16 protein-coding genes and 4 tRNA genes are annotated in these 23,832 nt (G+C 59.4%); 9 read left to right on the top strand and 11 right to left on the bottom strand.

Translation table 11 applies throughout. The features are described 5' to 3' along the window. Nucleotides 1–54 precede the first annotated feature (54 nt). The 4 genes from ACW5XD_RS14350 to ACW5XD_RS14335 all read right to left on the bottom strand — a co-directional run bounded on the left by ACW5XD_RS14350 (nucleotide 55) and on the right by ACW5XD_RS14335 (nucleotide 6,932). Nucleotides 55–2,022, bottom strand: coding sequence for an ATP-binding protein (locus tag ACW5XD_RS14350; RefSeq protein WP_456495496.1), 1,968 nt, complete (start codon nucleotides 2,020–2,022; stop codon nucleotides 55–57). Between the two features lie 120 nt (nucleotides 2,023–2,142). After that, complete coding sequence (locus ACW5XD_RS14345) at nucleotides 2,143–5,223, bottom strand: multidrug efflux RND transporter permease subunit (RefSeq protein ID WP_456495459.1); 3,081 nt, start codon at nucleotides 5,221–5,223, stop codon at nucleotides 2,143–2,145. 15 nt (nucleotides 5,224–5,238) lie between these two features. Further along, nucleotides 5,239–6,345: an efflux RND transporter periplasmic adaptor subunit gene (locus ACW5XD_RS14340; RefSeq protein ID WP_456495458.1), complete on the bottom strand. Its 1,107-nt coding sequence runs from the start codon at nucleotides 6,343–6,345 to the stop codon at nucleotides 5,239–5,241. Continuing rightward, nucleotides 6,342–6,932 carry a TetR/AcrR family transcriptional regulator gene (locus tag ACW5XD_RS14335; RefSeq protein WP_456495457.1) on the bottom strand — a complete coding sequence of 197 codons (591 nt, stop codon included), beginning with the start codon at nucleotides 6,930–6,932 and terminating at the stop codon, nucleotides 6,342–6,344. Before ACW5XD_RS14335 ends, ACW5XD_RS14340 begins: the two co-directional genes overlap by 4 nt. Before the next feature lie 256 nt (nucleotides 6,933–7,188). Between ACW5XD_RS14335 and ACW5XD_RS14330 the strand changes: the two genes are divergently transcribed. The 5 genes from ACW5XD_RS14330 to ACW5XD_RS14310 all read left to right on the top strand — a co-directional run bounded on the left by ACW5XD_RS14330 (nucleotide 7,189) and on the right by ACW5XD_RS14310 (nucleotide 8,334). Then, a tRNA-Arg gene (locus ACW5XD_RS14330) sits at nucleotides 7,189–7,265 on the top strand. Between the two features lie 51 nt (nucleotides 7,266–7,316). Further along, nucleotides 7,317–7,392, top strand: a tRNA-His gene (locus tag ACW5XD_RS14325). A gap of 20 nt (nucleotides 7,393–7,412) precedes the next feature. Next, nucleotides 7,413–7,498, top strand: a tRNA-Leu gene (locus tag ACW5XD_RS14320). A gap of 73 nt (nucleotides 7,499–7,571) precedes the next feature. Further along, nucleotides 7,572–7,648, top strand: a tRNA-Pro gene (locus tag ACW5XD_RS14315). 173 nt (nucleotides 7,649–7,821) lie between these two features. Further along, nucleotides 7,822–8,334, top strand: coding sequence for a ricin-type beta-trefoil lectin domain protein (locus ACW5XD_RS14310; RefSeq protein ID WP_456495456.1), 513 nt, complete (start codon nucleotides 7,822–7,824; stop codon nucleotides 8,332–8,334). 28 nt (nucleotides 8,335–8,362) lie between these two features. Here the strand turns inward: ACW5XD_RS14310 and pyk are convergent, their stop codons facing one another. Both pyk and ACW5XD_RS14300 read right to left on the bottom strand, forming a co-directional pair. Continuing rightward, complete coding sequence (gene pyk / locus ACW5XD_RS14305; RefSeq protein ID WP_456495455.1) at nucleotides 8,363–9,841, bottom strand: pyruvate kinase; 1,479 nt, start codon at nucleotides 9,839–9,841, stop codon at nucleotides 8,363–8,365. A gap of 67 nt (nucleotides 9,842–9,908) precedes the next feature. Further along, nucleotides 9,909–11,246, bottom strand: a complete 1,338-nt coding sequence (locus ACW5XD_RS14300; protein ID WP_456495454.1) for an MFS transporter — start codon at nucleotides 11,244–11,246, stop codon at nucleotides 9,909–9,911. Between the two features lie 314 nt (nucleotides 11,247–11,560). Between ACW5XD_RS14300 and ACW5XD_RS14295 the strand changes: the two genes are divergently transcribed. Genes ACW5XD_RS14295 through ACW5XD_RS14285 form a run of 3 tightly spaced genes read left to right on the top strand, consistent with a single transcriptional unit; the run spans nucleotide 11,561 to nucleotide 16,531 of the window. Then, complete coding sequence (locus ACW5XD_RS14295) at nucleotides 11,561–12,820, top strand: ABC transporter substrate-binding protein (protein WP_456495453.1); 1,260 nt, start codon at nucleotides 11,561–11,563, stop codon at nucleotides 12,818–12,820. Continuing rightward, on the top strand, nucleotides 12,817–15,270 hold the full coding sequence (locus ACW5XD_RS14290) for an ATP-binding protein (RefSeq protein WP_456495452.1): 2,454 nt from the start codon (nucleotides 12,817–12,819) through the stop codon (nucleotides 15,268–15,270). The genes ACW5XD_RS14295 and ACW5XD_RS14290 overlap by 4 nt, the downstream gene beginning before the upstream one ends. After that, nucleotides 15,254–16,531 carry a sigma-54-dependent transcriptional regulator gene (locus ACW5XD_RS14285; protein WP_456495451.1) on the top strand — a complete coding sequence of 426 codons (1,278 nt, stop codon included), beginning with the start codon at nucleotides 15,254–15,256 and terminating at the stop codon, nucleotides 16,529–16,531. Before ACW5XD_RS14290 ends, ACW5XD_RS14285 begins: the two co-directional genes overlap by 17 nt. A gap of 4 nt (nucleotides 16,532–16,535) precedes the next feature. On the opposite strand, the gene ACW5XD_RS14280 is transcribed toward ACW5XD_RS14285, so the two are convergent. Beyond that, entirely contained in the window at nucleotides 16,536–18,179 is a 1,644-nt protein-coding gene (locus tag ACW5XD_RS14280; protein WP_456495450.1) for a methyl-accepting chemotaxis protein, read from the bottom strand. Between the two features lie 209 nt (nucleotides 18,180–18,388). Between ACW5XD_RS14280 and ACW5XD_RS14275 the strand changes: the two genes are divergently transcribed. Further along, nucleotides 18,389–18,703 (top strand): hypothetical protein, encoded by a 315-nt coding sequence (locus ACW5XD_RS14275; protein ID WP_456495449.1) that lies wholly within the window; start codon nucleotides 18,389–18,391, stop codon nucleotides 18,701–18,703. Nucleotides 18,704–18,762: 59 nt separating this feature from the next. On the opposite strand, the gene ACW5XD_RS14270 is transcribed toward ACW5XD_RS14275, so the two are convergent. The 4 genes from ACW5XD_RS14270 to spoT all read right to left on the bottom strand — a co-directional run bounded on the left by ACW5XD_RS14270 (nucleotide 18,763) and on the right by spoT (nucleotide 23,713). Further along, a complete protein-coding gene (locus tag ACW5XD_RS14270; RefSeq protein WP_456495448.1) occupies nucleotides 18,763–19,575 on the bottom strand; it encodes a Cof-type HAD-IIB family hydrolase in 813 nt (270 codons plus the stop codon). A gap of 90 nt (nucleotides 19,576–19,665) precedes the next feature. Beyond that, nucleotides 19,666–20,706: an alpha/beta fold hydrolase gene (locus tag ACW5XD_RS14265; protein ID WP_456495447.1), complete on the bottom strand. Its 1,041-nt coding sequence runs from the start codon at nucleotides 20,704–20,706 to the stop codon at nucleotides 19,666–19,668. Continuing rightward, the gene (gene trmH / locus ACW5XD_RS14260) at nucleotides 20,696–21,439 is read right to left on the bottom strand and encodes a tRNA (guanosine(18)-2'-O)-methyltransferase TrmH (RefSeq protein ID WP_456495446.1); all 744 of its coding nucleotides are present in this window, start codon (nucleotides 21,437–21,439) and stop codon (nucleotides 20,696–20,698) included. The genes ACW5XD_RS14265 and trmH overlap by 11 nt, the downstream gene beginning before the upstream one ends. A gap of 156 nt (nucleotides 21,440–21,595) precedes the next feature. After that, nucleotides 21,596–23,713: a bifunctional GTP diphosphokinase/guanosine-3',5'-bis pyrophosphate 3'-pyrophosphohydrolase gene (gene spoT, locus ACW5XD_RS14255; protein WP_456495445.1), complete on the bottom strand. Its 2,118-nt coding sequence runs from the start codon at nucleotides 23,711–23,713 to the stop codon at nucleotides 21,596–21,598. Nucleotides 23,714–23,832: the final 119 nt, after the last annotated feature.

Raw genomic sequence — 23,832 nt, 5'->3', positions numbered from 1 at the left:
GAATGCAATCACAGCATGATGGGGATAAAGCGGCTGGCTCACAAGAGCCAGCGCTCAGTTATGTTGGATCGGCAGGCGAATATGGAACTGGGCACCGTTGCCCGGTTCACTGGCGCAGTTGATGCGGCCACGCAGCAGCTGCACCACCAGGTTGTAGATAATATGAGTGCCCAACCCGCTGCCGCCCTGGCCCCGCTTGGAGGTGACGAAGGGGTCAAAGATGCGCGGCAATATCTCGGGCGGGATGCCGCGGCCATTGTCGCTGTAATCGATCAGCAGCTCTTCACCCTGCTGTTCCACCTTGATGGTGATCTTCTTGGGCTTGTCCCAGTTGTCGAAGCCATGGTTGATGGAGTTGAGGATAAGGTTCGAGTAGATCTGGGTGAAGCTGCCGGGGAAGGAGAAGATCGACAGCTTGGGATCGCACTGGATATCCACTTCGCACTGGGCTTTCTTGAGCTTGTGGCCGAGGGAGACCACCACCTGGTGCAGGTTGTCGGCGAGGCTGAAGTTGTAGCGTGCCTCGGACGACTGATCCACCGCCACTTGCTTGAAGCTGGCGATCAGCTCCGAGGCGCGGCGCAGGTTGCCCTGCAGCAGCTGCATGGACTCATCCAGATTGACGGTGAATTCGTTGAGATAGGAGCGTGACAGCTGCTTGGAGTCGATGTGCTGCTTGAAGTCGGCCACCCGCTCCTGCAGGTAGGAGGAGGCGGTCACGCTGATGCCGATGGGGGTGTTGATCTCGTGGGCCACGCCGGCCACCAGAGAACCGAGGGAGGCCATCTTCTCCGATTCCACCAGGGTCTGCTGCGCCTGCTTCAAGTCGTCGTAGGCCTTGCCCAGCTGATCGTTGGCGTCGCTCAGGCTGCGGGTACGCTCCACCACCTTGCCTTCCAGCTGTTCGTTGAGGGAGATGATCTCCCGCTCCACCTTCTTGAGGCGGGTGATGTCATAGCCGAACCCGATCAGGTACTTGAGATTGAGGCCCTCGTAGAAGGGGGCGAAGGTCCATTGCAGCACCAGCTCATGGCCCTGCTGGTCATGCATGATGACCTCTTTGTCCTCGATGGAACCGTGGTCGGCCAGGATCCGCGCCAGCTCTTCACGCTGTTCCTGGCTCACGAACAGATCCAGCCAGCTGTGCTGCAAGATCTCCTGCTGGTGGTAGCCGGTCAGCAATATGGCGGCCGGGTTGATGCTGGCGATGGTCAGGTTGGGTTCCATGCAACAGATAAGCATGTTGGCCGAGTTGATCAGGGTGGCGGAGAAGTCCCGTTCCTGTTGCAGTTGCTCCGCCGCCTGATGGCGAGCAGCGAACTCGTCGTTCAGCCGTGTTCGCATCTGGTTGAGGGTGGCGACCAGGGTGTCCAGCTCGTCGGGTTTCTTGCGGGGCAGGGGACGCCCCTCCAGCGTCAGCTCTATGGCCAGCCGATCCAGATTGAATTTCTGGGCATAGTTGGCGATGCGGTTGAGGTGACGGACCACCAGATAGTAAATGATGATCAGGATACAGAATGAGACCACCAGAGTCTTGATGGTCTGGCTGACCATGATGAGCACGGATTTTTCGATCAGGCGCTGGTAGATCTGCTCGAGGGAGGCGGCGACGAACAGCTTGCCGACCACTTCACCCTGATAGGTGAGGTTGAACTCGCGGGAGATGTCATAGCTTTCACGCTCCACCCCCTGGGTCAGCAGCGGCACTTCCGAGTTGCCGAGCATCTCCTTGACCATCACGAACTGCATGTTGGGCAGATTCATGATGCCTTCTATCTGTACCTTGACCTGCTCCTCATCCAGATTCCACAGGCTGGCCGCGATGGGCTGCAGGAAGGATGCCTCGATCTGGCCGATGCTGTCCTCGATGACGGCGACATCCTTGCGGTAATCCCAGGCAAGTTGCAACACCGTAATGATCATCGCCAATACGGTACTGCACACCAGAATGTAGGAGAGCAGGCGGTATGAGAGCCCGTTACGGCCGACGGCCCTCGCGGTCTTGGAGAAGAGTCCTGACATGGCGTCCTTGCGGTCTGGATGTATTGCCATTTAGTTTAACTGCTTCATGCACTTATGTCGTGTTTCGTTGGTGGGATAAAAAAAGGCCCCGATTCGGGGCCTTTTGCATTCAGTCGGTAATCAGTGACTCCCTTTCGCCTTGGGCGGAATGGATTCATCAAACACGGGCAAGGGTTTGTGCTCGGAGGCCAGGTAGGTGTAAATCACCGGCAGCACGAACAGGGTGAACAGGGTGCCGATCGCCAGACCGGCCACTATCACTATACCGATACTGAAACGCTGGGCTGCACCGGCGCCAGCCGCGTACAGCAGCGGGATCAGACCCGCGATCATGGCCGCCGTGGTCATCAGGATGGGGCGCAGCCGTACCTTGGCCGCCTGCATCACAGCCTGGGTCCGGTTCAGACCGTGCAGCAGCTGCTCCTCTTTCGCCACCTCGCAGATCAGGATCCCGTGCTTGGTAATCAAGCCCACGAGCGTGATCAAGCCCACCTGGGAATAGATGTTCATGGTGGCCAGGCCCCACGCCAGGGCGATCAAGGCACCACTGATGGCGAGCGGGACCGACACCATGATAACCAGCGGGTCACGCACCGATTCGAACTGGATGGCCAGCACCAGGAAGATGATGGCCAGCGCCAGCGCGAAGGTGGCGTAGAGGGCGTTGCCTTCGGTCACGAACTGGCGAGCCTCACCCATGAAGTCATAGCGATAGCCTTGCGGCAGCTTCTCTTCGGCTGTGGTCTTGAACCAGTTGATCGCGTCCCCCATGGCCACACCCGGTGCCGGTACGGCGCCTATGGTCGCCGAGTTGAGCTGGTTGAAGTGGGGCAGGGCACGGGGCTCGCCCACGACTTCAATGTTGATCAGGCTGCCCAGCGGGATAGATTTGCCGTCGGCCGCGCGCACGTAGTAACCCTTCATGGATTCCGGGTTCAGGCGGTATTTGCGCTCGACCTGAGGGATCACCTCGTAGGAGCGGCCATCCAGGTCGATACGGTTGACGTAACCGTCTGCCATCATGGTGCCCATGGTGATGCCGATGTCCTGCATGGTGATGCCGTAGGCGCCCGCCTTGTCCTTGTCGATCTTGATCTTCATGGTGGCGGAGTCGTAGTTCAGATCGAGATCCGAATAGACGAACTGGCCGTTGGCCTGAGTGGCCGTCAGCATCTCGCTGGCAATGAGGAACAGGCTCTCGAAGCTGTTCGGGGTCGTGATGACAAACTGGATCGGCAAGCCGCTCGATGCACCCGGCAGTTCAGGAAACTGGAAGGTGGTGATGGCCATCCCCGGAATGTCCTTCACCTGTTTAGCGACCCGATCCAGCACCTCTTTCTGGCTCGCCTCACGCTGGCTCCAGGGCACCATGGAGGCGATACCAAACGCCTGATTGGCGTTGAATAACCCGGAGAAGACCTGGGAGTAGGCGATTTCCGGCTGCTCATCCAGGATCTTGTTCACGTCCGCCATGGTGTTTTCGATGTAGTCCAGGTTGGCATTGGAGGGTGCCGTACCCAGTACCGCCATGACGCCCTTGTCTTCCGACGGCGCCAGTTCGCTCGGGATGAACTTGAATAATAGCGGCAGGCTGCCGAATACGATGACGGCGAACACCACGACCACGATGCGCTTCTGCATCACGGCGTGCAGCATGCGATCGTAGCGGTCAGTCATCCGATCCAGCAGGTGATGCACAGTGCTCTCGAACTTGCCCGGCTGCTCGTTGGCCTTGAGCATCTTGGCGCACATCATGGGTGACAGGGTCAGCGCTATGATGCCCGAGACGAATACCGCCCCTGCCAGAGTCAGTGCGAACTCCTTGAACAGGGAGCCGGTGATGCCTCCCATCAGGGCGATCGGCGCATACACTGCAGCCAGGGTGACCGTCATGGCGATAACCGGCACGGCTATCTCGCGGGTCCCTATGATGGCTGCTCGGAAGGGCTCTTCTCCCTGTTTGATGTGGCGGTCGACGTTCTCCAGCACCACGATGGCATCATCCACCACCAGACCGATTGCCAGCACCATGGCCAGCAGGGTCATCAGGTTTATCGAGAAGCCGAACAGATCCATCATCATTACCACGCCGATCAGGCTCAGCGGAATGGTGATGATGGGGATGATGACGGCCCGGAACGAGCCGAGGAACAGGGTGATCACCACCAGTACGATGGCGGCTGCTTCCAGTATGGTCTTGATGACCTCGTGGATGGACTCGTTGATGGCGATGGTGGAGTCATACAGGATGTTAACCTGCATGGTGCTCGGCATGTTGCTCTTCAGGCTCGGCAGCAGCGCCAGCACATCGTGGGCTATGTTGATGGGGTTGGCGGTCGGCGCGGCATTGATGGCAAGCACCACGGCTTCACGGCCGTTGGCGCTGGCGCGATAAATGTCGTGACTCTTCTCCAGCGACACCTTGGCGATGTCGGAGAGGCGAATTACCTTGCCGTCTCGGGTGGCTACCACCAGTCGCTTGAGCTCGTCGGTATTGCTGACCTGAGTCTCGGCATTGCCGTTGAACAGGGTGAAATAGCCGGTGGCCTGACCGGTGGCGGACTGATAGTTGTTGCTGTTGAGCACCGTCATCACGTCGCTTGAGGTCAGGTCAAAGGCCGCCATCTTGGCCGGATCCAGCCACACCCGCAGGGCAAACTCGACCCCGCCGTAGAGGTCAACCTTGGACACGCCGCCCACGGTAAAGAGCTGGGGCTTGATGACCCGCTCAAGGTAGTCGGTGATCTGGCTGGAGTTCAGCTCAGGGCTGGTGAAGCCCATATAGAGCACCGCAGTGGTAGAGCCGGTGGAGGAGGTGACCGAGGGATCTTCCGCCTCTTTCGGCAACTGGGATCGCACCGAGTTGACCTTGGCCAATATGTCCGACAGCGCGGCGTTCGGATCCGTGTTCAGCTTCATGAAAGCCGTGACGGTGGAGCTGCCCAGCTGGCTGGAGGAGGTCATGAAGTCGATGTTGTCGGCTTGCGCCACCGCCTGTTCCAGCGGCTGGGTGATGAAGCCCTGGATCAGGTCGGCACTGGCACCGTAGTAGCTGGTGCTGACCGTGATCACCGTATTGGTGACCTCGGGGTACTCCCGCACCTGCATCTTGAAGATGGCCTGAAAGCCCAGCAGGGCGATCAGGAAGCTGAGCGAGATCGCCAGCACGGGCCGTTTTATGAATATGTCAGTAAATCGCATTGCAGATCTCCGCGCTTACAGCATCGGGGTTTGTGCCGGAACGGCCAGGGCATCGTTTTCGACCACGCGCACCTTGGTGTCGTTGCTCAGGCGAACCTGGCCCGACAACACTATCTCGTCCCCGGCCTTGATACCGGACAGCACATGTACGTCATTGCCGCGACGTTCGCCTGCCTTGACCACGACCTGCTTGGCCCGTTTCATGCCGTCCACTTCGTGGATGACATAGACGTTTTCGCCATACAGAGTGAAGGAGATGGCCGATTGCGGGATTACCATCTGCTCTTTCACTGTGGGCAATATGATGCTGGCGCGGGCGAACATGCCGGAACGGAGCTGGCCATCGTTGTTCGGGATGTCAGCCTGTACCTGGATCAGGCCGCTTTGGTAGTTGACTGCCGGCTCAATGGCGGTGATGTTGCCGTCAAACTGCGTTTGGGGATAGGCGTCCACGTTGATCTTGATGATCTGGCCCAAGGTGATTTTGGAGATGTCGGTCTGGGGCACGGTGAAACGCAGGCGCATCACGCTGGTGTCTTCCAGCCGCACAATGTCGGTACCCGGTTGCAGGTACTGGCCAAGGAACACGTTGCGCAGTCCGACCACACCGCCGAAGGGAGCGCGAACTTCACGACGGGCTATGGTCGCTTTCAGGCTCTCTATGTCGGCCTCCAGCGAACGGTAGCTGGCTTCGGCATCATCCAGTTGATCCTTGGAGATGGAGCTCTTCTTGTAAAGGTTCTGAAAGCGCTCGTACTTGGCGCGCGCTGCCGGTAGTTTGGCCAGGGAGGCTTGCAGATTCGCCTTCTCCACGCTGGAGTCCAGGCTCAGCAGCAGCTGCTCCGCCTTTACCGGCTTGCCGGATTCGAAGGTGATGGTATCGATGGTACCCGCCAGTTCGGTGGACAGCGTCACCCCCTGGTTTGGCTCGATGAAGCCGATTGCTTCTATGGTCGGTACCCAGTCCTGAGCCTTGGTCACCATGGCGGTTACCGGGAACTCGGGTTCGGGCCGATTGGCCATGAACTCTGCAATTTTTTTCTGCTTGAACATATTGAAGCCGATGACGCTGCCAAACAGGGCAAGCGCTATCAGCAACATGATGGCCATCCACTTTTTCATGAACAGGCTCCTGAGGTGGAAAAATTGGGGTTTAAAATGGCATTCCAGCTGGCCCGGATCACGGCTTCCAGCTGTTCTTGCGTCAGTTCAAAGTGGTGAGCCTGGCGTTGCAATACCAGACTTCCCACGCAATCCAGGCTCAGCACCTGCAGAGCCTGGATGGGTAGATCGATAAACAGTCCTTGTTCACGTCCCCGTTCGAAGAAGCGATCCAGAGGTGCCCAGGCGGCTATGATGACCGGGTCTTTCTCCAGCTCGCCCCCCAGTGGAGAGCTCTCATACTGCAACTTGCATTTGAGCGCGTTGGGTTCGTTGACAAAAATGGCGTGGATGTTGAGCCACAAGCGCCGAAATTGCTGAAACGATACCTCCTCTATCTGCACCCCTTCCATGACCAATGGATGACACTGGAGTATGGTGTGCTGATAGAGCTGGCGGATCAGATCATCTTTGTCGCTGAAGTAGCGATAGATGGTGCCCGCCGCGACCTTGGCTTTTTTGGCCACCACGGCAATGGATAGTCCGTGGAAACCCTGCTCGCCGAGGACTTCATGAGCCGCATTGAAAATGCGTTCTTTCTTGTTCATGACTCGATTATCACAACGGCTGAATGAACGTTCATTCATTTTAAGGGGACCTTGAGGCAAGTCAAGTTCTGCTGCGGACTTGACCACCATCAAGGGGGACAAAGTAATGAGGGAGGACTGGATCCAGCCTGAATGAAGGGAAAATGGTATAAAACAGTCAAAAGCGATGGAAAAACAAGCGGTTGATTCAGCGTTGGCAAAAAAGTGTAGACAAGCATGCTCCCATCATCAATAATGCGCCCCGTTCGACAGCGTAGCGCCCGTAGCTCAGCTGGATAGAGCGCTGCCCTCCGGAGGCAGAGGTCACAGGTTCGAATCCTGTCGGGCGCACCATTAAACGTGCGCCAGTTAAACGGGCGTTGTTGTGGAACGAAAACAGCTGTGGTGGCTGTAGCTCAGTTGGTAGAGTCCCGGATTGTGATTCCGGTTGTCGTGGGTTCGAGCCCCATCAGCCACCCCATTTTACAGCTTGTCAGGTATGCGAAGGTGGCGGAATTGGTAGACGCGCTAGCTTCAGGTGTTAGTGCCCCCCGGGTGTGAGGGTTCGAGTCCCTCTCTTCGCACCATACTTGCTGTATGACGAGGATGATCAAAGTGGTTGTCTTTATGCTGTAGAGTACCTTAGAAAGAAAATTGTCTCGGTGATTAGCGCAGCCCGGTAGCGCATCTGGTTTGGGACCAGAGGGTCAAAGGTTCGAATCCTTTATCACCGACCATATTCAGAAAAACCTCGCTTCGGCGGGGTTTTTCGCTTTCTGGCATTCGCCATCTCCCCTGTCACGTCTGTTTACACTTCTGTTGGCACTTTCTCGCCGCGGCTTCGGGTATGCTGGGCCACAGACCCACAGCAAGTGGGCATTAATAAACACATTTCAGGCCAACATATCATATGCACCCTAATATCGTTCGTGTCAGCACGCTAGCGCTTGTTGTCGTGGCCCTCAGCGGCTGTTCGTTCAAACCCAAGCAGGATGAGATCCTGATGGACGCCGCGCCCAGGCAGGCTGTCGATACTCCCTCCACCTTGGTGACCAGCGCTGGCTTCTGCGTGGCATTGAATGCTCAGGATCAGCTGATCACCCAGCCTTGCGACCAGACTGCCCGTCAGCAGTTCAACTGGGATGCCGGCGCCTTGCAGCTCCAGCAGCGCTGTCTGGTAGCCAAAGGGAGAAGTGAGCTCGCCATGGCGGAATGTCAGGACGAGAGTCGTCAATGGCAGTGGCAGGCAGATCGCCTGTTCAACCGCAAGGTCGAACAATGCCTGGATGTCGCCGGACGCCGTCACAAGCCAGGCACACCGCTGCGGTTGGCAGATTGCTATGGTGGCGCCAACCAGAGCTTCGAGTGGAAGAGTGAAACGAGCGTGCTGGACCAGCTGAATCTGAAAAGCCTCATCTGGTGAGGCTTTTGAGATAGAGAAAAGGCTACCCTCAGAGTGAATGAGCGGCAGTTATCGGGTGTGCAGGCTGGTGTATCGTGACAGGCAAGGGTACCAGGCGACAGACATCCTCATGGCCCGATCCCTCTAGCGAGTCGAGACGGCTGATCAGCAGGGAGTGGATCCCCTTTAGCTGATCGGCCCTTCTCAGGGTGTCTATCAGCTGACTGTGATGGGGCTGGGGGTCGTGATCCTGATAGTGAAGCGGTTTGACACCTCGCAAGATCGCCATTTGATTGAGCAGCTGGCGGTTGTCTGACAGTGCCCATATCGGATTGTTGAGGCCGCCCCGGGAGATGGCGATGACCGCATCTCCCTGGCTGGTCAACACGGCGATACCACAGGTGTCGTCCTGACTAAAGGCAGACGTCATGGCGGCCAGCGCCATACAACGACCGGATTGCTCCGTCTGACGGGTTTCTCTGCACCAGCGTGGTAGCACGGGTTCCATCTCCTGCTCGGCGCCCTGCGCGATGCGGGCCATGGCCTCAACCGCTTCTACCGGATAGAGCCCGGCCGCCGATTCGGCCGACAGCATCACCGCATCCGTGCCATCCATGACCGCATTGGCCACATCCAGCACTTCGGCCCGGGTAGGCATGGGGCTGCCGATCATTGATTCCATCATCTGGGTTGCCGTGATGACGGGGCGGCCGAGAGCACGACATCGCTTGATCAGCTTTTTCTGCACGCCGGGTAGCCTGGCATCTCCGATCTCCACCCCCAGATCGCCACGGGCCACCATGATGATGTCGGCGGCGCGGATGATTTCGTCCATGGCCTCGACCGAGGCAACTACCTCTGCTCGCTCCACCTTGGCGATGATGGACGCCTTGCTGCCGGTAGCACGAATGAGCGCTCTGGCTTCGTCAAGATCGGCGGCGCAACGGGGAAAAGAGATGGCCACGAAGTCGGCGTCGATCTGACGGGCGGTCAGGATATCTTCCCTGTCTTTGGCGGTCAGCGCCGGGGCACTGAGGCCGCCGCCCAGCACATTGATGCCTTTGCGATTCGACAATATGCCGCCCACCAGGACCCGCGTTGTGATCCTGTCCCCCTCGATCCGCTCTACCTCTAGCTGGATGCGACCGTCATCCAGCAGCAGAATATTGCCCGTATGCACCTCATTCACCAGTGCCGGGTAGTCAATTCCGACCCGATACTGGTCACCCTGTCGGTCATTAAGCCCGGCATCAAGCACGAAGGGGTCCCCCGTCTGCAGCCGGATGCTGTCGGCGACAAAGCTGGCTATCCGTATCTTGGGGCCCTGCAGATCCACCAGAATGCCGATGTGGGTATCGAGGCGCGCCGCCGTGGTGCGTATCACTGCCGCCAGTGCTTGGTGTTGATCCCGACTGCCGTGGGAAAAATTCAGCCGAAAGACGTTGGCTCCAGCCAGGATCAGCTGCTCCACCATGGTGGCGGAGGAGCTGGCCGGGCCCAGGGTGGCGATGATTTTGGTCTTGCGCATGGGATTCTCCTGTTGCGACAACAATGCAAAAGGGTGGTCGCCAGACCACCCTTTTCTTGGGCATGTATCAGTAGTTGACGACTTTCTTGGCGTTCCACACCGTCAGCGCCAGCAGCATGGAGACCACCGAGGCACCCAGCCAGAAGTACTGGGCACTGCTGAAGTCATAGTGAGTCACGCCATCGATCACGCTGGTCTTGATCAGGGCGGAGGAGACCAGTTCCTGACCGGAGGCGGCGATGTAGGAGCAGAGGCCGATGAATCCCTTCACGGCGCCCACTGCCGTCTTGGGCATCAGGTCACAGGCGGTCAGACCGGCCAGGAACACCACCAGACCACCGATGGCATAACCGATCAGGGCTAAGGCGACGGCATCCATCATGCGGCTCTGCGGGCCCCAGAACATCAGGCACATACCGGCTATGTTGGCCAGCCCGTACAGCAGCGTCGGGATGTGGCGGTTGGCGTGGAAGATCTTGTCGGAGATAACCCCGGCCAGGATGGCACCAACGAAACCGGCGATGGGGTAGGCCGACATGGCGAAACCGGCATCGATCAGGCTGTAACCCTTCTGTTCTTGCAGGTAGAGCACGGCCCAGGAGCTCATGGCGTAGCGGGACATGTACATGCAGGCGCAGGCTGCGGCGATCAGCCAGACGGTGGGCTGCTTGAGGATGAACAGCTGGGCGCGGCGGATCTCGGCCGGCTCCACTTTCTTGGCGATTTCGGCCTGCTCACCAAAGGCGACGGCCGGTTCCGGCAAGGCATAAGTCTGTGGGCGATCCTTCAGTACCAGGAACATGCACAGAGCCGCGATCAGAGAGGCAATACCTGCCCCGATAAAACCGGCCTGCCAACCGAAGTAGCTGACGATGGTGGCGGTCAGGATCCAGGAGATGCCTTCCCCTATGTTGCGTGAGCCACCCCAGATGGAGTAGACGGAACCCCGTTGCTTGGGTGAGAACCACTGGAAGATGGAGACGCAGGAGGGGGCCGAGCCAACGGACTGGAACCAGCCATTCAGACCCCACATCAGGATCAGGAAGAAGGTGGCGGTGTTCATGCCCATCAGGATGGTGCAGATGGATGACAGCCCCAGGGAGACCGACATGAAGCGGCCTATGTTGGCGTAATCGGAGAGGAAGCCGTTGGAGAACTTGCCGACGGCATAGGTGAACAGGAAGGCTGAACCTATGACCCCCAGTTCTTCCAGCGTCACTATGCCGGCATCCAGCAGGGGTTTCTTGACAACGTTAAGGCTCATTCTAACCACGTAAAACATGGCATAGCCCAGCACCAGTCCCAGGAAAACCTGCCACTGGTACTTGCGGTAAATGGAGCGAATTTTATCGGGCGAGGCATCCATGACCGGCAGGTCTGCTCGCGTCTTGAAAAAGTTGAACATGTCGTTCTCCGTTTATATTTGGCAGCATGGTTTCAGAGGAAGCTCTGATAGCGGTTGCCATCATATGAAGGGAGAATTTCAGGCGGCAAAATGTCAGATATGGGTCAACCCTGACTCAACCATAGGGATATCATGAGTCAAAAGTGACATATTCATACTGTCCTATTGTTATTCAATGAATAACAATAGCGATCTCGACAGGGTGATATGAGTCAGAACTGGCTCATCCCCCATTTAATAAAAATAATGGCATGTGCTGAATATTAGATGTGCAGCACATAATCTGACATTGATAGCGAACCGACAGACACCCTATGCCAATATTTTGCCGACTGCTGCCCCTTTGTCTGGTCGTGGTGATGTTGCCATTCAGCACCATCCAGGCCGCGTCATTGACGGTACTTACCTCTTTCTCGGAGACACCGGTCAGGGCGGTGATCGACGGTTTCGCCGAACAATATCCGGAGATCCGGGTGGAGGTTATTTATCGGCGCACCATTCCATCCTTGCGATTATTAACGGAGGCGGAGGCGCCTCCGGTTGATATTATCATGTCATCGTCGCCGACTTTTTTTAACACACTGGATAAGGCGGGTTTACTGGCGCCTTTGCCGACCGCCACAATACCTCCTGACTGGTTGAACCCGCATACTCTGGGATTAAGCAATAAAGTGGCGGTCGTCGGATATTCCAGCAGTGGCATCATGTATAACCGCCACTATTTGACCAAATATCAGTTGCCCCTGCCCACCACCTGGCAGCAGCTGGCGTCACCGGTTTTCATGGGGCACGTCATGATGAGCTCCCCCTCCCAATCCGGCACGACCCACATGATGGTGGAGAGCGTGCTGCAGCAGTATGGCTGGGAGCAGGGATGGGCTCTATTGATGCGCCTTGGCAGCAACCTGTCGGCTATCACGGCACGCAGTTTCGGGGTGAGCGATGGCATTACTCGCGGGCTGGCCGGCGCCGGTCTGGTGATCGACAGTTATGCCCTCAACAGCCAGGTTCGCTTCAAGCACGTCGGCTTCAACATCATGCCGGACTCGGTGATCCTGCCGACCTATCTGGGGGTGACCCGCAGCAGTGCAAATCCGGCCAATGGTGCCCTGTTCATCCAATATCTGTTGTCAGCTAGGGGGCAGGCCATCATAGGGACTCCCGGCATGGCCAAAGCCACGCTTAGCCAGCCGGCACTGGCCAGGCAGACCCGTTATGTTACCGACAAGGCGCTGCTGTATCGGCGAGCTGGCCTGCTCAAGGCGTTGTTCGAACAGACCATTACCCAGCAGATGCCCAGGCTGAAAATGACCTGGCAGGGGATTAACGGAGCGGATACCCAGCAGGAGCCCTGGCGGATCAAACTGCTGGAGCAGGCGCGCAGCAAGGCCAGCACACCACCTCTGAGCGAGCAGCAGGCAAAAGATCCAGCGCTGCTGGCGTTGTTCGATGGCATGTACGATCGAGAGCAGGGCAATCCGCAGGCAGAGCGGGTGATGCACCAGTGGCGCCAGGTGACGGATGGGCGACTGAACGAGGCACAGCGGCTGGTAGAGCAGGCGGTCAAGCCATGAGCCGGTTGGGGCGCAGCTTGCGCATGCCGAGCAGCCTGGGACGTCGGCTCATCCTCGCCTTTGTGGCCATCACGACCCTGACCGGGATCATGGGGATGGCCGCTTACATGGTATGGGAGCGGCTGGGACAGCAGGTCAACCTGATTGTCGAGGAGAGCCTGCCCGCCATCGGCAGTGCCTATCAGCTGGAACGTGCCAGTTCCCGTTTGTTGCTGTTGCTGGCTCAGTTGCGTGACACTCGGGATCCGGTGCAGTACCAGCGGCTCTCCATTTCGGTTTCCTCCACCTTGCTGGATATTCAGAATGCCTACCTGCTGGGCACGCCGGGAGATCAGGAGACACCGTCGCAGCGGCAGGCGTTCGATGAATTGAGCACTCTGGTAGCGGATCACGCCCGCTATCTGAAGCAGCAGATCGATCACTTCGAAACGCTGCAGCAGCTGCAAAAGCGCAGCAACTGGCTGCATCAGGATCTGGTGGACGACGTCGCCCCTCTGCTGCAGGAAGTGGAGTGGCATCTGACCAGCATGGTGGCCAGCTCGGATGACATGGGCGAGTTTGGCAATGTCATCAAGGAGTTTTCCGCCCTGCAGGATCTGACATTCAAGGAAAACGAGCTGCAGGCTCTGGTCAACGAGGTCATTGCCCAGCGTTATCAACAGGATCTGGAAAGCGCATTTCTGTTCATCGGTTACAAGATTGACGAGATAGATGAGCTGACCTCCCGCCTGGCCGAGTACCCCTCGACCGTCAGCTATCGCCAGATCCTGCAGGATATTGTGACTCTGGTGAAGCCGGAAGGTCAGCTGCACCAGCTGCTGCTGGCGGACTCCTTGACTCATCAGCGGCTGGCGGCGCTGCGGCCCCAGCTGGATGATGCCGTCTCGCGCTATCACCAGCGGGTGAGCCTGATGGTGAGCGAGGCAAACCGTTCTCTCAGTACGCTGGGACACAACAGCAGCCAGATGGTGGCTACCGGCAAGCTGGTGATCCTGGTGGTATTGGCGCTCGCCATCTTGCTCAGCATCTTTGTGCTGGTAGTGCTGATTGGCCGTCGCCTGATCGGACGGCTTGATGTGCTGGGGCAGGATCTGGCCCGGGTTGCGGCGGGTAAAATGGATTTGCCGGTCAGGACCAGCGGGCGGGACGAGATCGGCCAGCTGGGGGAGAGCCTGCGCCATTTCTGTCAGCAGCTGCAGCAGATGGAACAGGCCAACGCCCTGAATCTCATCAACAATACTCAGGCCTGTCTCATCACCTGCCATCCGGATGGCACCATAGAATCGGTCAACCCGAGTGCGTTGACCCTGTTCCAGCAGACGACCATCAAACCTGATCAGCCGCTGTGGCAGGTTTTTCCCGAAGAGGCCAGAACAGTGCTGGCCAGCCAGTTTCTGCCGGGACAGCCGTTGTACCAGCTTGGTCACAGCGAGTGCACGGTTGCCAGCGAGCAGGAGGGCAAGCCCCGTTTCCTGCATTTCAATCTGCGTCGCTTCGAACAGGGGCGGGGGCACAGATTCATCATCACCATCACGGATGTGACCCGCCAGGAGCTGACAGCCAGGGAGCTGGCTCAACGGGTGGAGGAGCGTACCCGGGAGCTGACCGAGAACAACCATCTGCTGGCAGCAGAGGTGGTGCAGCGGCAGCAGGCGCAGCGCAACCTGCTGCAGACCCAGGATGAGTTGATCCAGGCCGCCAAGATGGCGGTGGTGGGGCAGGCGATGACCAGTCTGGCCCATGAACTCAACCAACCCCTGTCAGCGATGATGACCTATCTCTACACCAGCCGGGCTGCGCTCGATGCTGGGCAGCTCCAGACGCTGGGTGAAGACCTTGGCAAAATAGAGAAGCTCAGCCAGCGCATGAGTCGCATCATCACGGCGTTGCGCAATTTTGCGCGCAAGTCGCCGACCGAAGAGACTCGCATCCGGCTCGAGCTGGGGCAGGTGGCCGAGCAGGCTCTGCTGCTGCTGGAGACGAGGGCCAGACGGGATGGCTGCACCTTGAGGAACGAACTGCCAGCCGGGCTCTGGATTGAAGCCGATCCCGTGCTGATAGAACAGGTGTTGGTCAATCTGCTGGTGAACGGGATGGATGCCATCGCCGGGCGGGCAACCCGCGAGATCCGCCTGTTGCTGCTGGAACAGGATGGCAGTCAGCTCAAGATTGCCATCGCCGACAGTGGTGCCGGCTTCGGTGAGGCCATCCTGCCGAGATTGTTTACCCCCTTCACCACGTCCAAGGAGGTGGGGCTGGGACTGGGGTTGACCATTAGTCGCTCCCTGCTGGCCCGTTGTGACGCCGGGATCTTGCTGGGCTCGGCCCTGACGGGCGGCGCCATGGTGATCCTGGAGTTCGGCGAGGGCCGTGTACTTTGCCCATCCGGGTGCCCAGTATCAGATGAGCATATGAACGAGGAGAGGTCAGTCAATGTTGTTACCCCATAGCCGCCCGGCCAACGTCTTGCTGGTGGACGACGATGAGGATGTACTGGAGTCTTATTGCCACCTGTTGCGGCTCTCCGGTTATCACCCCAGAGCCACCACCTCGGCCCACGAGGCTTTGACCCAGCTCACCGCCCAGTGGCCTGGCGTGGTGGTATCCGATATTTACATGCCTGCCATGAACGGCATGGATCTGCTGACCCGGGTGCAGGAGATAGACGCGGAGATCCCGATCATCATGATCACGGGTCACGGCGATATTCCCCTGGCGGTGCGGGCGGTGAAACAGGGCGCGTTCGACTTTCTGGAGAAACCGCTCAACCCGCATGCCTTGCTGGCCCTGCTGGAGCGAGCCTGTCATCAGCGCAGCGCCACTCTGGCGCGCCGCAGCGAGATCCAGGCGGCAGTCGATGACGAGCTGATGGGCACCAGTCCGCAGATAGTGGCTATTCGCAACCAGATCAACCAGTTGGCACAGACCGACAAGGACCTGATGCTGGAGGGGCCTGCCGGCTCTGGCCGGCATACGCTGGCCCTGTTGCTGCACCGGATCAGCGCGCGCAAGGCACAGCCCTGCCATCTGCATGACTGCGTGTCGGCAGGCTCGCTGGCCGAGATACAGGCCAGTCTGGCACTCGCCGAACAGGGCACCCTGGTGCTGCAGTCTCCCGCCAGACTGACGGCCGAGTGCCAGCGCTGGCTGGGCAACCATCTGCTGGAGCAGGAGCGCAAGGGGAACAAGTCCCTGCGCACCATAGCGCTGTTTGAGGAGTCGCCGGAGGGGCTGGTGGAGCGGCAACAGCTGATGCCGGAGCTGTACTACTTCCTCTCTCAGGTGCGGCTCAAGTTGCCCCGGCTGGTCGAACGCAGTTGCGACATCATCCCCCTGTTTCGGGCTTTTTTGCGTCAGGGCTGCAAACGGATTGGCCGGCCAGTGCCGGCGGTGGACCGTGCCTATCTGGAGACGCTCAAGCGGCATCAGTGGCCCGGCAATTTGCGCGAGCTCAGGAACGTGGCCGAACTCTATGCGGTGGGCATCGTCAAGCTGGCGGGTGTGGAGCGGGCCATGCCGCTGGCCAGCGCCAAGGAGCCGCTGGACGATCTGGTGGAAGAGTTCGAGCGGCGGGTGATCGAAGATACCCTGTTCCTGTTCTCAGGCCGGGTGACCGAGGCCGCCCACTACCTCGGGATCCCGCGCAAGAAGCTCTATCTGCGCATGAAGAAACACAATCTCGACAAGGAGCAGTTCAAGCCTGCTGGCTGAGCCGTCAGAGTTTGAACTGCTGCACAGTGGTGGCCAGTTGTTGGCTCTGGTCCCCCAGCTGGCTACAGGTCTGGCGAATGATCTCCAGGTTCTCCAGCATGGCACGGCCGTTGCCCGCGACGATGCTCAGATTGTGGTTGATCTCGGTGCTGACGCCGCTCTGTTCATGGGCTGCATCCCGGATCTGGCCATTCATCTCGTTGATGATGGTGATCGCCTGGGTCATCTGACTCAGGCTCTCCCGGGTCTGGTGCGCCTGCGCGACGGCCTGGGTGCCGCTGTGGCTGCTGGCTTCCATCTTCTGCACAGCCAGTTGGCTACCCTGTTGCAGCCGTTCGATCATCTGTTGTATTTCACCCGTGCTGTGCTGGGTCTTGCTGGCCAGGGTGCGGACCTCGTCGGCCACCACGGCGAAGCCGCGCCCCTGCTCCCCGGCCCGGGCCGCTTCGATGGCCGCATTGAGTGCCAGCAGATTGGTCTGTTCGGCAATGCCGCGGATCACATCCAGCACGGAAGAGATGTGCCCGACATCTTGCTCCAGCCGCTGTATCCCCTGTTCCGAGCTGTGAATGTCCCGTGCCAGTGCCTCCATCGCAGCGACCGTATTCATCAGATCCGTCGTGGCGCTGTGTACTTGGCCGGCCGCTTTGGCCGAGGCATTTTCGGTCTGGCTGGCATGTTCCACCATGAGGGTGCTGGTAGCACTCTGTTCCTCCACGGCAGCGGCAATTTGATCGCTCTGGCGCTGCTGCTCCTCGGCATTGGTGAGCATCTGCTCCATCAGGGCGTGCAGCTGCCGTGATGCCGATTGCACCGCGCTGGCGGTCTGGCTGACATCGCTGACGATCTTGTGTACCTGATCGATGAAGCGGTTAAAGGTGGAGCCGAGGGTGCCGATCTCGTCGCGCGAGGTGATGGTGAGGCGCCGGGTGAGATCGCCCTCGCCCCGGGCGATATCCTCAAGTGCCTGCTGCATCTGGTTCAGGGGTCTGAGCGTGAGCCGGGTGACTGACCAGGTAAGTGCCAGGGCCAGCAGAATGGCGATCAGTGTACCCATGCTCAAAACCTGCTGCGCATGCTGGCTCGATGCCTGAACCTCTTGCCTGAGAGCCTGCTGGGATAGCTCGATAGCATCCTTGAGCACATTGAGCTGCTTGCGGATAGTGGTGAATTGTTGCTGTGACGCCTGGAAATGGTTGGCGAGCAGATGGCTGCTCTCATGGGGATCGGCAAAAACGGCCTGATAGTGTGCGAGCCAGCGATCAAACTCCGCCAACATGAGGTCAAGATTGCTCTGGTACTGCTTGCCGAGGAGGCCAGCATCGATCAGGGTCTGCACCTGGAGCAGCCTGTCTCTCGCCTTGTTCCCATTATCCAGAAACTCTGCTAGCTGATGCGCCACATTTTCGGTGGTAAGGCCACCCACGATCAGCCCCTGGCCTGCGGCAATGACCTGATAGAGATCGCGATAGGCATCTTCTAGGGAATTCTGTACCGGCAGTATCTGCTCGACAACGGCGCGATTGACCCGCTGCTGCTCGGTGAAACTGGTGTAGGCGACGGCAACGACGCTGGACATGATGATCAGCACAATCACCACGGGAAGACGGGTTTTGGTCGTGAGGGACAAGCGATGGAGCAGTTTCATGATGGTGGGTCTCGCTGAGGCGATAAATGACGTTCCATTATCGGGTTTGAGGCTTTGAAGGGATTCAGACGAGGGTCACGCTATCGAGCAGGAACGGTAAAAATTTGAGTTATTACCGGTACATAATCGAGTGCAGCCGATGCAGATAAGAGCGAAACTTGTTCAGGGTGTGAACAGCGGATTCTATTCTGTCGGCTAAGGGGTACATCATGAGATGTCCGAGGTGTCTGAAAGAAGGGGTTGAAAAGGCATTGGATGAGCGGGTGGGGCGGGCCTGCGCCATGGGATGTGGTGCTGCTGGCGGTTATGCCTGCGCGGCCACGTTCGCCAAGGTCGGTGCTGGTGTGGGGGCAACTCTGGGAGGGATAGGCGTGCCCATTGGCGCCGTCGCCGGAGCTCTGGGTGGTGCTTTGTTGGGAGGCGCGACGGGAGGAGGGTTGGGGTTATGGCTTGGCCGCACCATAGATCGCCAGATTTCGCGGCAATATCGGTGTCTGGCGTGCGACCACAGCTTCAAACGCTAGGGGCGCACGGCCGGAGCGCCATGGATACCACGCACGGGCGGTATCCATGACGGCAGGGATCAGGCTGCGCCAGCGGTACTGATGGCGAACAGTTGCTCCAGATAGACGGCAACGCCATCTTCATCCGAACTCAGGGTCTGTTCGTGGTCTGCCAGGGCCAGTTTGAGGCGATCGTGGGCGTTGCCCATCACCACGCCGCGACCCACCATGTTCAGCATCTCGAAGTCATTCATGCCATCCCCGAAGGCGACGGCCTGGGACATCTCCAGCCCGTGCTGTTCGAGCACAGCGCGCACGGCATTGCCCTTGTGCACCCCGGCGTGCATCACTTCGAGACAGTCCGGCAGGGAGAAGGTGACGTTGAGTCGATCACCATAATGCTGGTTGAGCCGGGCCTCGATCTGCAACAGCTTCTCATGGTCACCGATGTAAAACACCTTGTTGACCTTGTCCATCGGATGGGTGGCGAGGTCGGTCAGGCGATAGGTGAACCCGGATTCGTCATGGAATTGCAGCAGCCAGGGCAGCTCCTCTTCCACCAGCCACTCGTCGCCATAGTAGACGTTGAGGTGAATGGAGGGATCGCGCTCCAGCGCGATCAGCTCGGCGGCCACTGTGGCTGGCAGCGCCTGATTGAAGATGAGTTGATCCTGTTTGTCGTGCACCACGGCACCGTTTGAGGTGATGAGGTAGATGTCCAACCCGAGCGTGTCGCGGATGCTGCGCACGTCCACATGGTGTCGACCTGTGGCCACCACGAACTTGATCCCCTGTTCTACCAGACGGTGCAGGGTGTCACGGGTGCGGGGGGAGATCTGGTGCTGCTTGTTGAGCAGGGTACCATCGAGATCGGATACAACTACCTTGAACATCATTACCTCGGCATCAATTGAACGCCGGGGCAGTGTACCCCAGCGTCTTGCGTCACCCCATTTATTTAGGGATCCAAAAAATAACCAGCGTCAGAAACGATCGAAGAAGGCCAGGGTGGCGTTGAGCGCGGCCTGACGCTGGGGATCGGCCTCTATGAACAGCTCGTGCCAGGCTCCCTCTATCCGCAGCGGCTTGCCCCCTTCACACCGAGTCCGGGCGCAGAAGGCATCCTGCGCGGCATTGTCCACCACACTGTCTTCCCCGGCCTGCAGCAGCAGCAGCGGTGTCTTGATGCGATCGGCGGCGGCGATGGCGTTGTCTCCGGCGGTTATCCCCTCGCGGATCCAGTGGGCGGTCACCCCCCCCAGCTTGATCTGCGGGCGCTGTTCGTAGAGCTCGCGAAACGCCTGATAGCGCGGCTTGCTGTGGCTCAGGCCATTCTCGGCAAATTCGTGGGACTGGTAGCTGCCCTGACCCGGGCCATAGGGCGGTTCGCCCAGCCAGCTGCCGACCGTGTCTATGCTGGCCGCCAGTCCCTGTGCCAGCCACTTGGGCAGGCCACCGAGGTTGATGCCCATCATGGGTGAGGAGAGCACAGCGGCCTTGATGTCATCCGGCCAACGCTCCAGATAGAGTGCCGAGATGGCACCCCCCATGGAGTGGGCCAGCAGGAACAGCGTGGCGGGCTTGTCCGCCACGATCACCTCGTCATGAAACTGCTTGAGATCCAGCACATAATCGTCGAACCGGTCGACATACCCTTTCTCCGGGTCGTCCAGCAGGCGATCGGACAGGCCCTGACCCCGGTGATCGATGAGATAGAGGCTGTAGCCCTGACGCCACAGATCCCAGGCCAGCTCCTGATACTTGAGATAGCTCTCGACCCGACCATTGACGATGAGGATGGCGCGATCGACTTTGGCCTGGCGCAGGGCGGCATAGCGGATGGTGACGCCGTCCTTGCCCTTGAATTCCCCTTCGACGGCGTGCTCGCGCCAGAAGTCGGGTAGGGTCTGCTGATGGAGGGTGGCAATCTCGGTTTCGGATGTCAGCGGATAGGGATTGGTCACGGCAAGGGCTCCGGCAGAAAACAGGGTCAGGGCCAGCAGGGGCAGGTGGTTAAGCTTCATCAGCGTACTCTTCCGAGGGGTCATCCGACTGCTGTGCGGCCCAGCCTTTGCGGGTCAGTTGCATCTGTTGCCACCAGGCCTCGTCCGCCAGGATTTCGCCGGCCGGGCCGAGCTGGGGATAGGGCATCTCTTTCTCTTTGCAGAGCTGGGCATAGATGGGGTAACCCCCCTCGAACAATATGCTGTTCTGCTCTTCCAGATCGAGCGGGCAGCCGCGCTGGTAGCAGCCGGCCAGCTGGCGCTGGCGCTGGGCCTCGTACAGGATGGCGGCGGCGGCCACCGAGACGTTGAGGGATTGCACCATGCCCACCATGGGGATGACGATATGGTGATCGGCCAGGGCCAGCGCCTCTTCGCCGATGCCGTGCTTCTCCTGGCCCACCAGGATGGCGGTGGGTTTGGTGTAGTCGATGGCGCGAAAATCCACCGAGCTGTCGGAGAGGTGGGTCGCCAGGATCTGCATGCCGGCGGCTTTCAGCTCGGCCACTGCGCTGCCGATGTCCGGGTGCAGTTTCACGTCCACCCAGTTTTGGCTGCCGCGGGCCGTGCCCTTGCGCTTGTGGATCCAGCTCTTGGGCCAGACGGCGTGCACCCTGTGGATGCCGATGGCATCGGCGGTACGCACGATGGCGGCCAGATTGTGAGGCTTGTGGACCTCTTCCATACAGACGGTCAAGTCGAGCTGGCGCTGGGCCAGCATGTCAGAAATCCGTTTAAAGCGTTCAGGAGTCATATCAGTTTCTATCGGGTGAGGCGGGTGTGCCAGGAGTGCGCGGCAAGCGGGTCGAGTCGGGTTGACGCTGGGTCAGTATGGTGCGGATTTGCTCGAGGCGTTCGGGGGTCATGGCGTGTCTCTATGAAAGCAGCAGGCGGCTTGCGCCGCCTGTATTCAGTTCTTTTGTCGGCTCACCTTGAGCACGTTGGGCATCACGCGGATCTTGCGCATGATGTTGGCCAGGTGGATACGGCTCTTGGTAGTGATGAGCAGGGTGACCAGATAGACACGGCCATCCTTCTCTTCGGTGCTGATGGCGTGAATATTGGCGCCGGTGGCGGCAATCACGTTGGCCAGCTCGGCCAGCGCACCCTGATGGTTGACTATCTCTATGCTGATGCCGGTTCGGAATTCCTGCTCCTGATCCTTGTCCACCTCCCACTGTACCGGCAGGTATTTATCCGGTTCGCGGCTGTAGCCCTTGATGTTGCGGCAGGATTCCTGGTGGATCACCAGACCCTTGCCGGGGCTGATGTGGGCAATGATGGCATCCCCCGGGATCGGGCGGCAGCAGTTGGCGAAGGTGACCAGCATGCCGTCGGCACCCTTGATCGGCATCTTCTTGCTGCTGGACCTGGGCTGCTCTTCCGGCGGCAGCTCGTCACCCAGCATGCGGCGCGCGACCATGACGCTCATGGCGTTGCCCAGACCCACGTCGGCCAGCAGCCCCTGCAGGTTTTCGTGCTTGGTGTCGGCCAGCACCTGCTTGATGCGTGGCTCGGGGATGTCTTCGATGTTCTTGGCGCCGAGCGCATGGTTGAGCAGGCGGCGACCCAGCACCACCGACTCTTCGGTGCGCAGGTTCTTGAGAAACTGGCGGATCTTGGAGCGGGCCTTGGTGGTCACCACGAAATTGAGCCAGGCCGCGTTAGGGCGGGCGCCCGGTGCCGTGATGATCTCCACCGTCTGACCCGAATGCAGTGGGCTGCTCAGCGGATAGGGGTGGCGATCGACCCGCGAGCCGACGCAGGCGTGGCCGATGTCGGTGTGCACCGTGTAGGCGAAGTCCACCGGCGTGGCGCCCGTGGGCAGCTCCATGATGCGGCCTTCCGGGGTGAAGACGTAGATCTCGTCCGGGAACAGGTCGGTCTTGACCCCTTCGATGAATTCAAACGAGCTGCCGGCGCTCTGTTGCAGCTCCAGCAGGCTCTGCATCCAGCGCTGGGCACGGATCTGGGCCGTGGTGCCCGAGCTGTCGCCATCCTGCTTGTAGGCCCAGTGGGCGGCAACCCCCTTGTCGGCCATCTGATCCATGAACTCGGTGCGGATCTGCACCTCGACCGGTACCCCGTGCGGCCCCACCAGCGAGGTGTGCAGCGACTGGTAGCCGTTGGTCTTGGGGATGGCGATGTAATCCTTGAAGCGGCCGGGGCGCGGCTTGTAGAGGCTGTGCATCTGCCCCAGCACCCGGTAACAGGTATCTATGTCCTTCACCCTGACGCGAAAGGCGTAGATATCCATTACCTCATGAAATTGCAGCTCTTTTTTCTCCATCTTGTTGTAGATGGAGAACAGGTTCTTCTCGCGGCCGCTCACCTGGGAGTCGATGCCAGCATCCCGCAATCGGCCCTCGATCTCGCTCTGGATGGAGTCGATGATTTCGCGGCGGTTGCCACGAGCGCGGCGCACCGACTCTCGCAACACGCGGGAGCGCATGGGGTAGAGCGCCTCGAAGCCCAGCTCTTCCAGCTCGTTCTTCATGGTATGAATACCGAGGCGGTTGGCGATGGGGGCGAAGATTTCGAGGGTTTCACGGGCGATGCGGCGGCGCTTGTCCGGCCGTAATGAGCCTAGCGTGCGCATGTTGTGGGTGCGGTCGGCCAGCTTGATCAGGATGACCCGGATATCCTGGGTCATGGCCATCACCATCTTGCGGAAGTTTTCGGCCTGGGCCTCTTTGCGATCGCGGAACTTCAGCTTGTCTAGCTTGGAGACGCCCGCTACCAGCTCGGCGACGGCATCGCCAAACAGTTCGGCCAGATCGGCCTTGGTCACCGGGGTATCTTCGATGACGTCGTGCAGCACGGCGGCCATCAGGGTTTCGTGATCGAGTCGCATGTCGCCGAGAATGCGGGCAACGGCAACCGGGTGGGTGATGTAGGGCTCGCCACTGGAACGCATCTGTCCCTGGTGGGCATCACGGGCCACCACATAGGCTTGCCTGAGCTTCTCAACCTGCTCTGGTGGCAGGTAGGAACTGGCTATTTCTTTAAGATTTTCAAATAAATACAAGACAGTCCCCGCAGCGGTGAAACGGCAATCCGTGGAATAGAGGGTATAGTCCTGAGTTTGCGAGGTTTTCGAGCGGTTGTAAATGAGAAGAACAGTCGGCACCCGGGCGGGCGCCGACC

Source organism: Aeromonas enterica (genome assembly GCF_054052465.1).
Note: the sequence above shows the minus strand (reverse complement) of the source record. Positions and strands in the feature narration are given on the sequence as shown.

Excerpts from the sequence above, each read along its gene's own strand:
- ACW5XD_RS14270 (WP_456495448.1), bottom strand. The coding sequence starts at position 19,575 with ATGTTCAAGGTAGTTGTATCCGATCTCGATGGTACCCTGCTCAACAAG.
- ACW5XD_RS14310 (WP_456495456.1), top strand. The coding sequence starts at position 7,822 with ATGCACCCTAATATCGTTCGTGTCAGCACGCTAGCGCTTGTTGTCGTG.
- trmH (WP_456495446.1), bottom strand. The coding sequence starts at position 21,439 with ATGACTCCTGAACGCTTTAAACGGATTTCTGACATGCTGGCCCAGCGC.
- ACW5XD_RS14265 (WP_456495447.1), bottom strand. The coding sequence starts at position 20,706 with ATGAAGCTTAACCACCTGCCCCTGCTGGCCCTGACCCTGTTTTCTGCC.
- ACW5XD_RS14345 (WP_456495459.1), bottom strand. The coding sequence starts at position 5,223 with ATGCGATTTACTGACATATTCATAAAACGGCCCGTGCTGGCGATCTCG.
- ACW5XD_RS14275 (WP_456495449.1), top strand. The coding sequence starts at position 18,389 with ATGAGATGTCCGAGGTGTCTGAAAGAAGGGGTTGAAAAGGCATTGGAT.
- ACW5XD_RS14285 (WP_456495451.1), top strand. The coding sequence starts at position 15,254 with ATGTTGTTACCCCATAGCCGCCCGGCCAACGTCTTGCTGGTGGACGAC.
- pyk (WP_456495455.1), bottom strand. The coding sequence starts at position 9,841 with ATGCGCAAGACCAAAATCATCGCCACCCTGGGCCCGGCCAGCTCCTCC.
- ACW5XD_RS14335 (WP_456495457.1), bottom strand. The coding sequence starts at position 6,932 with ATGAACAAGAAAGAACGCATTTTCAATGCGGCTCATGAAGTCCTCGGC.
- ACW5XD_RS14290 (WP_456495452.1), top strand. The coding sequence starts at position 12,817 with ATGAGCCGGTTGGGGCGCAGCTTGCGCATGCCGAGCAGCCTGGGACGT.
- ACW5XD_RS14300 (WP_456495454.1), bottom strand. The coding sequence starts at position 11,246 with ATGTTCAACTTTTTCAAGACGCGAGCAGACCTGCCGGTCATGGATGCC.
- ACW5XD_RS14340 (WP_456495458.1), bottom strand. The coding sequence starts at position 6,345 with ATGAAAAAGTGGATGGCCATCATGTTGCTGATAGCGCTTGCCCTGTTT.
- ACW5XD_RS14295 (WP_456495453.1), top strand. The coding sequence starts at position 11,561 with ATGCCAATATTTTGCCGACTGCTGCCCCTTTGTCTGGTCGTGGTGATG.
- ACW5XD_RS14350 (WP_456495496.1), bottom strand. The coding sequence starts at position 2,022 with ATGTCAGGACTCTTCTCCAAGACCGCGAGGGCCGTCGGCCGTAACGGG.
- ACW5XD_RS14280 (WP_456495450.1), bottom strand. The coding sequence starts at position 18,179 with ATGAAACTGCTCCATCGCTTGTCCCTCACGACCAAAACCCGTCTTCCC.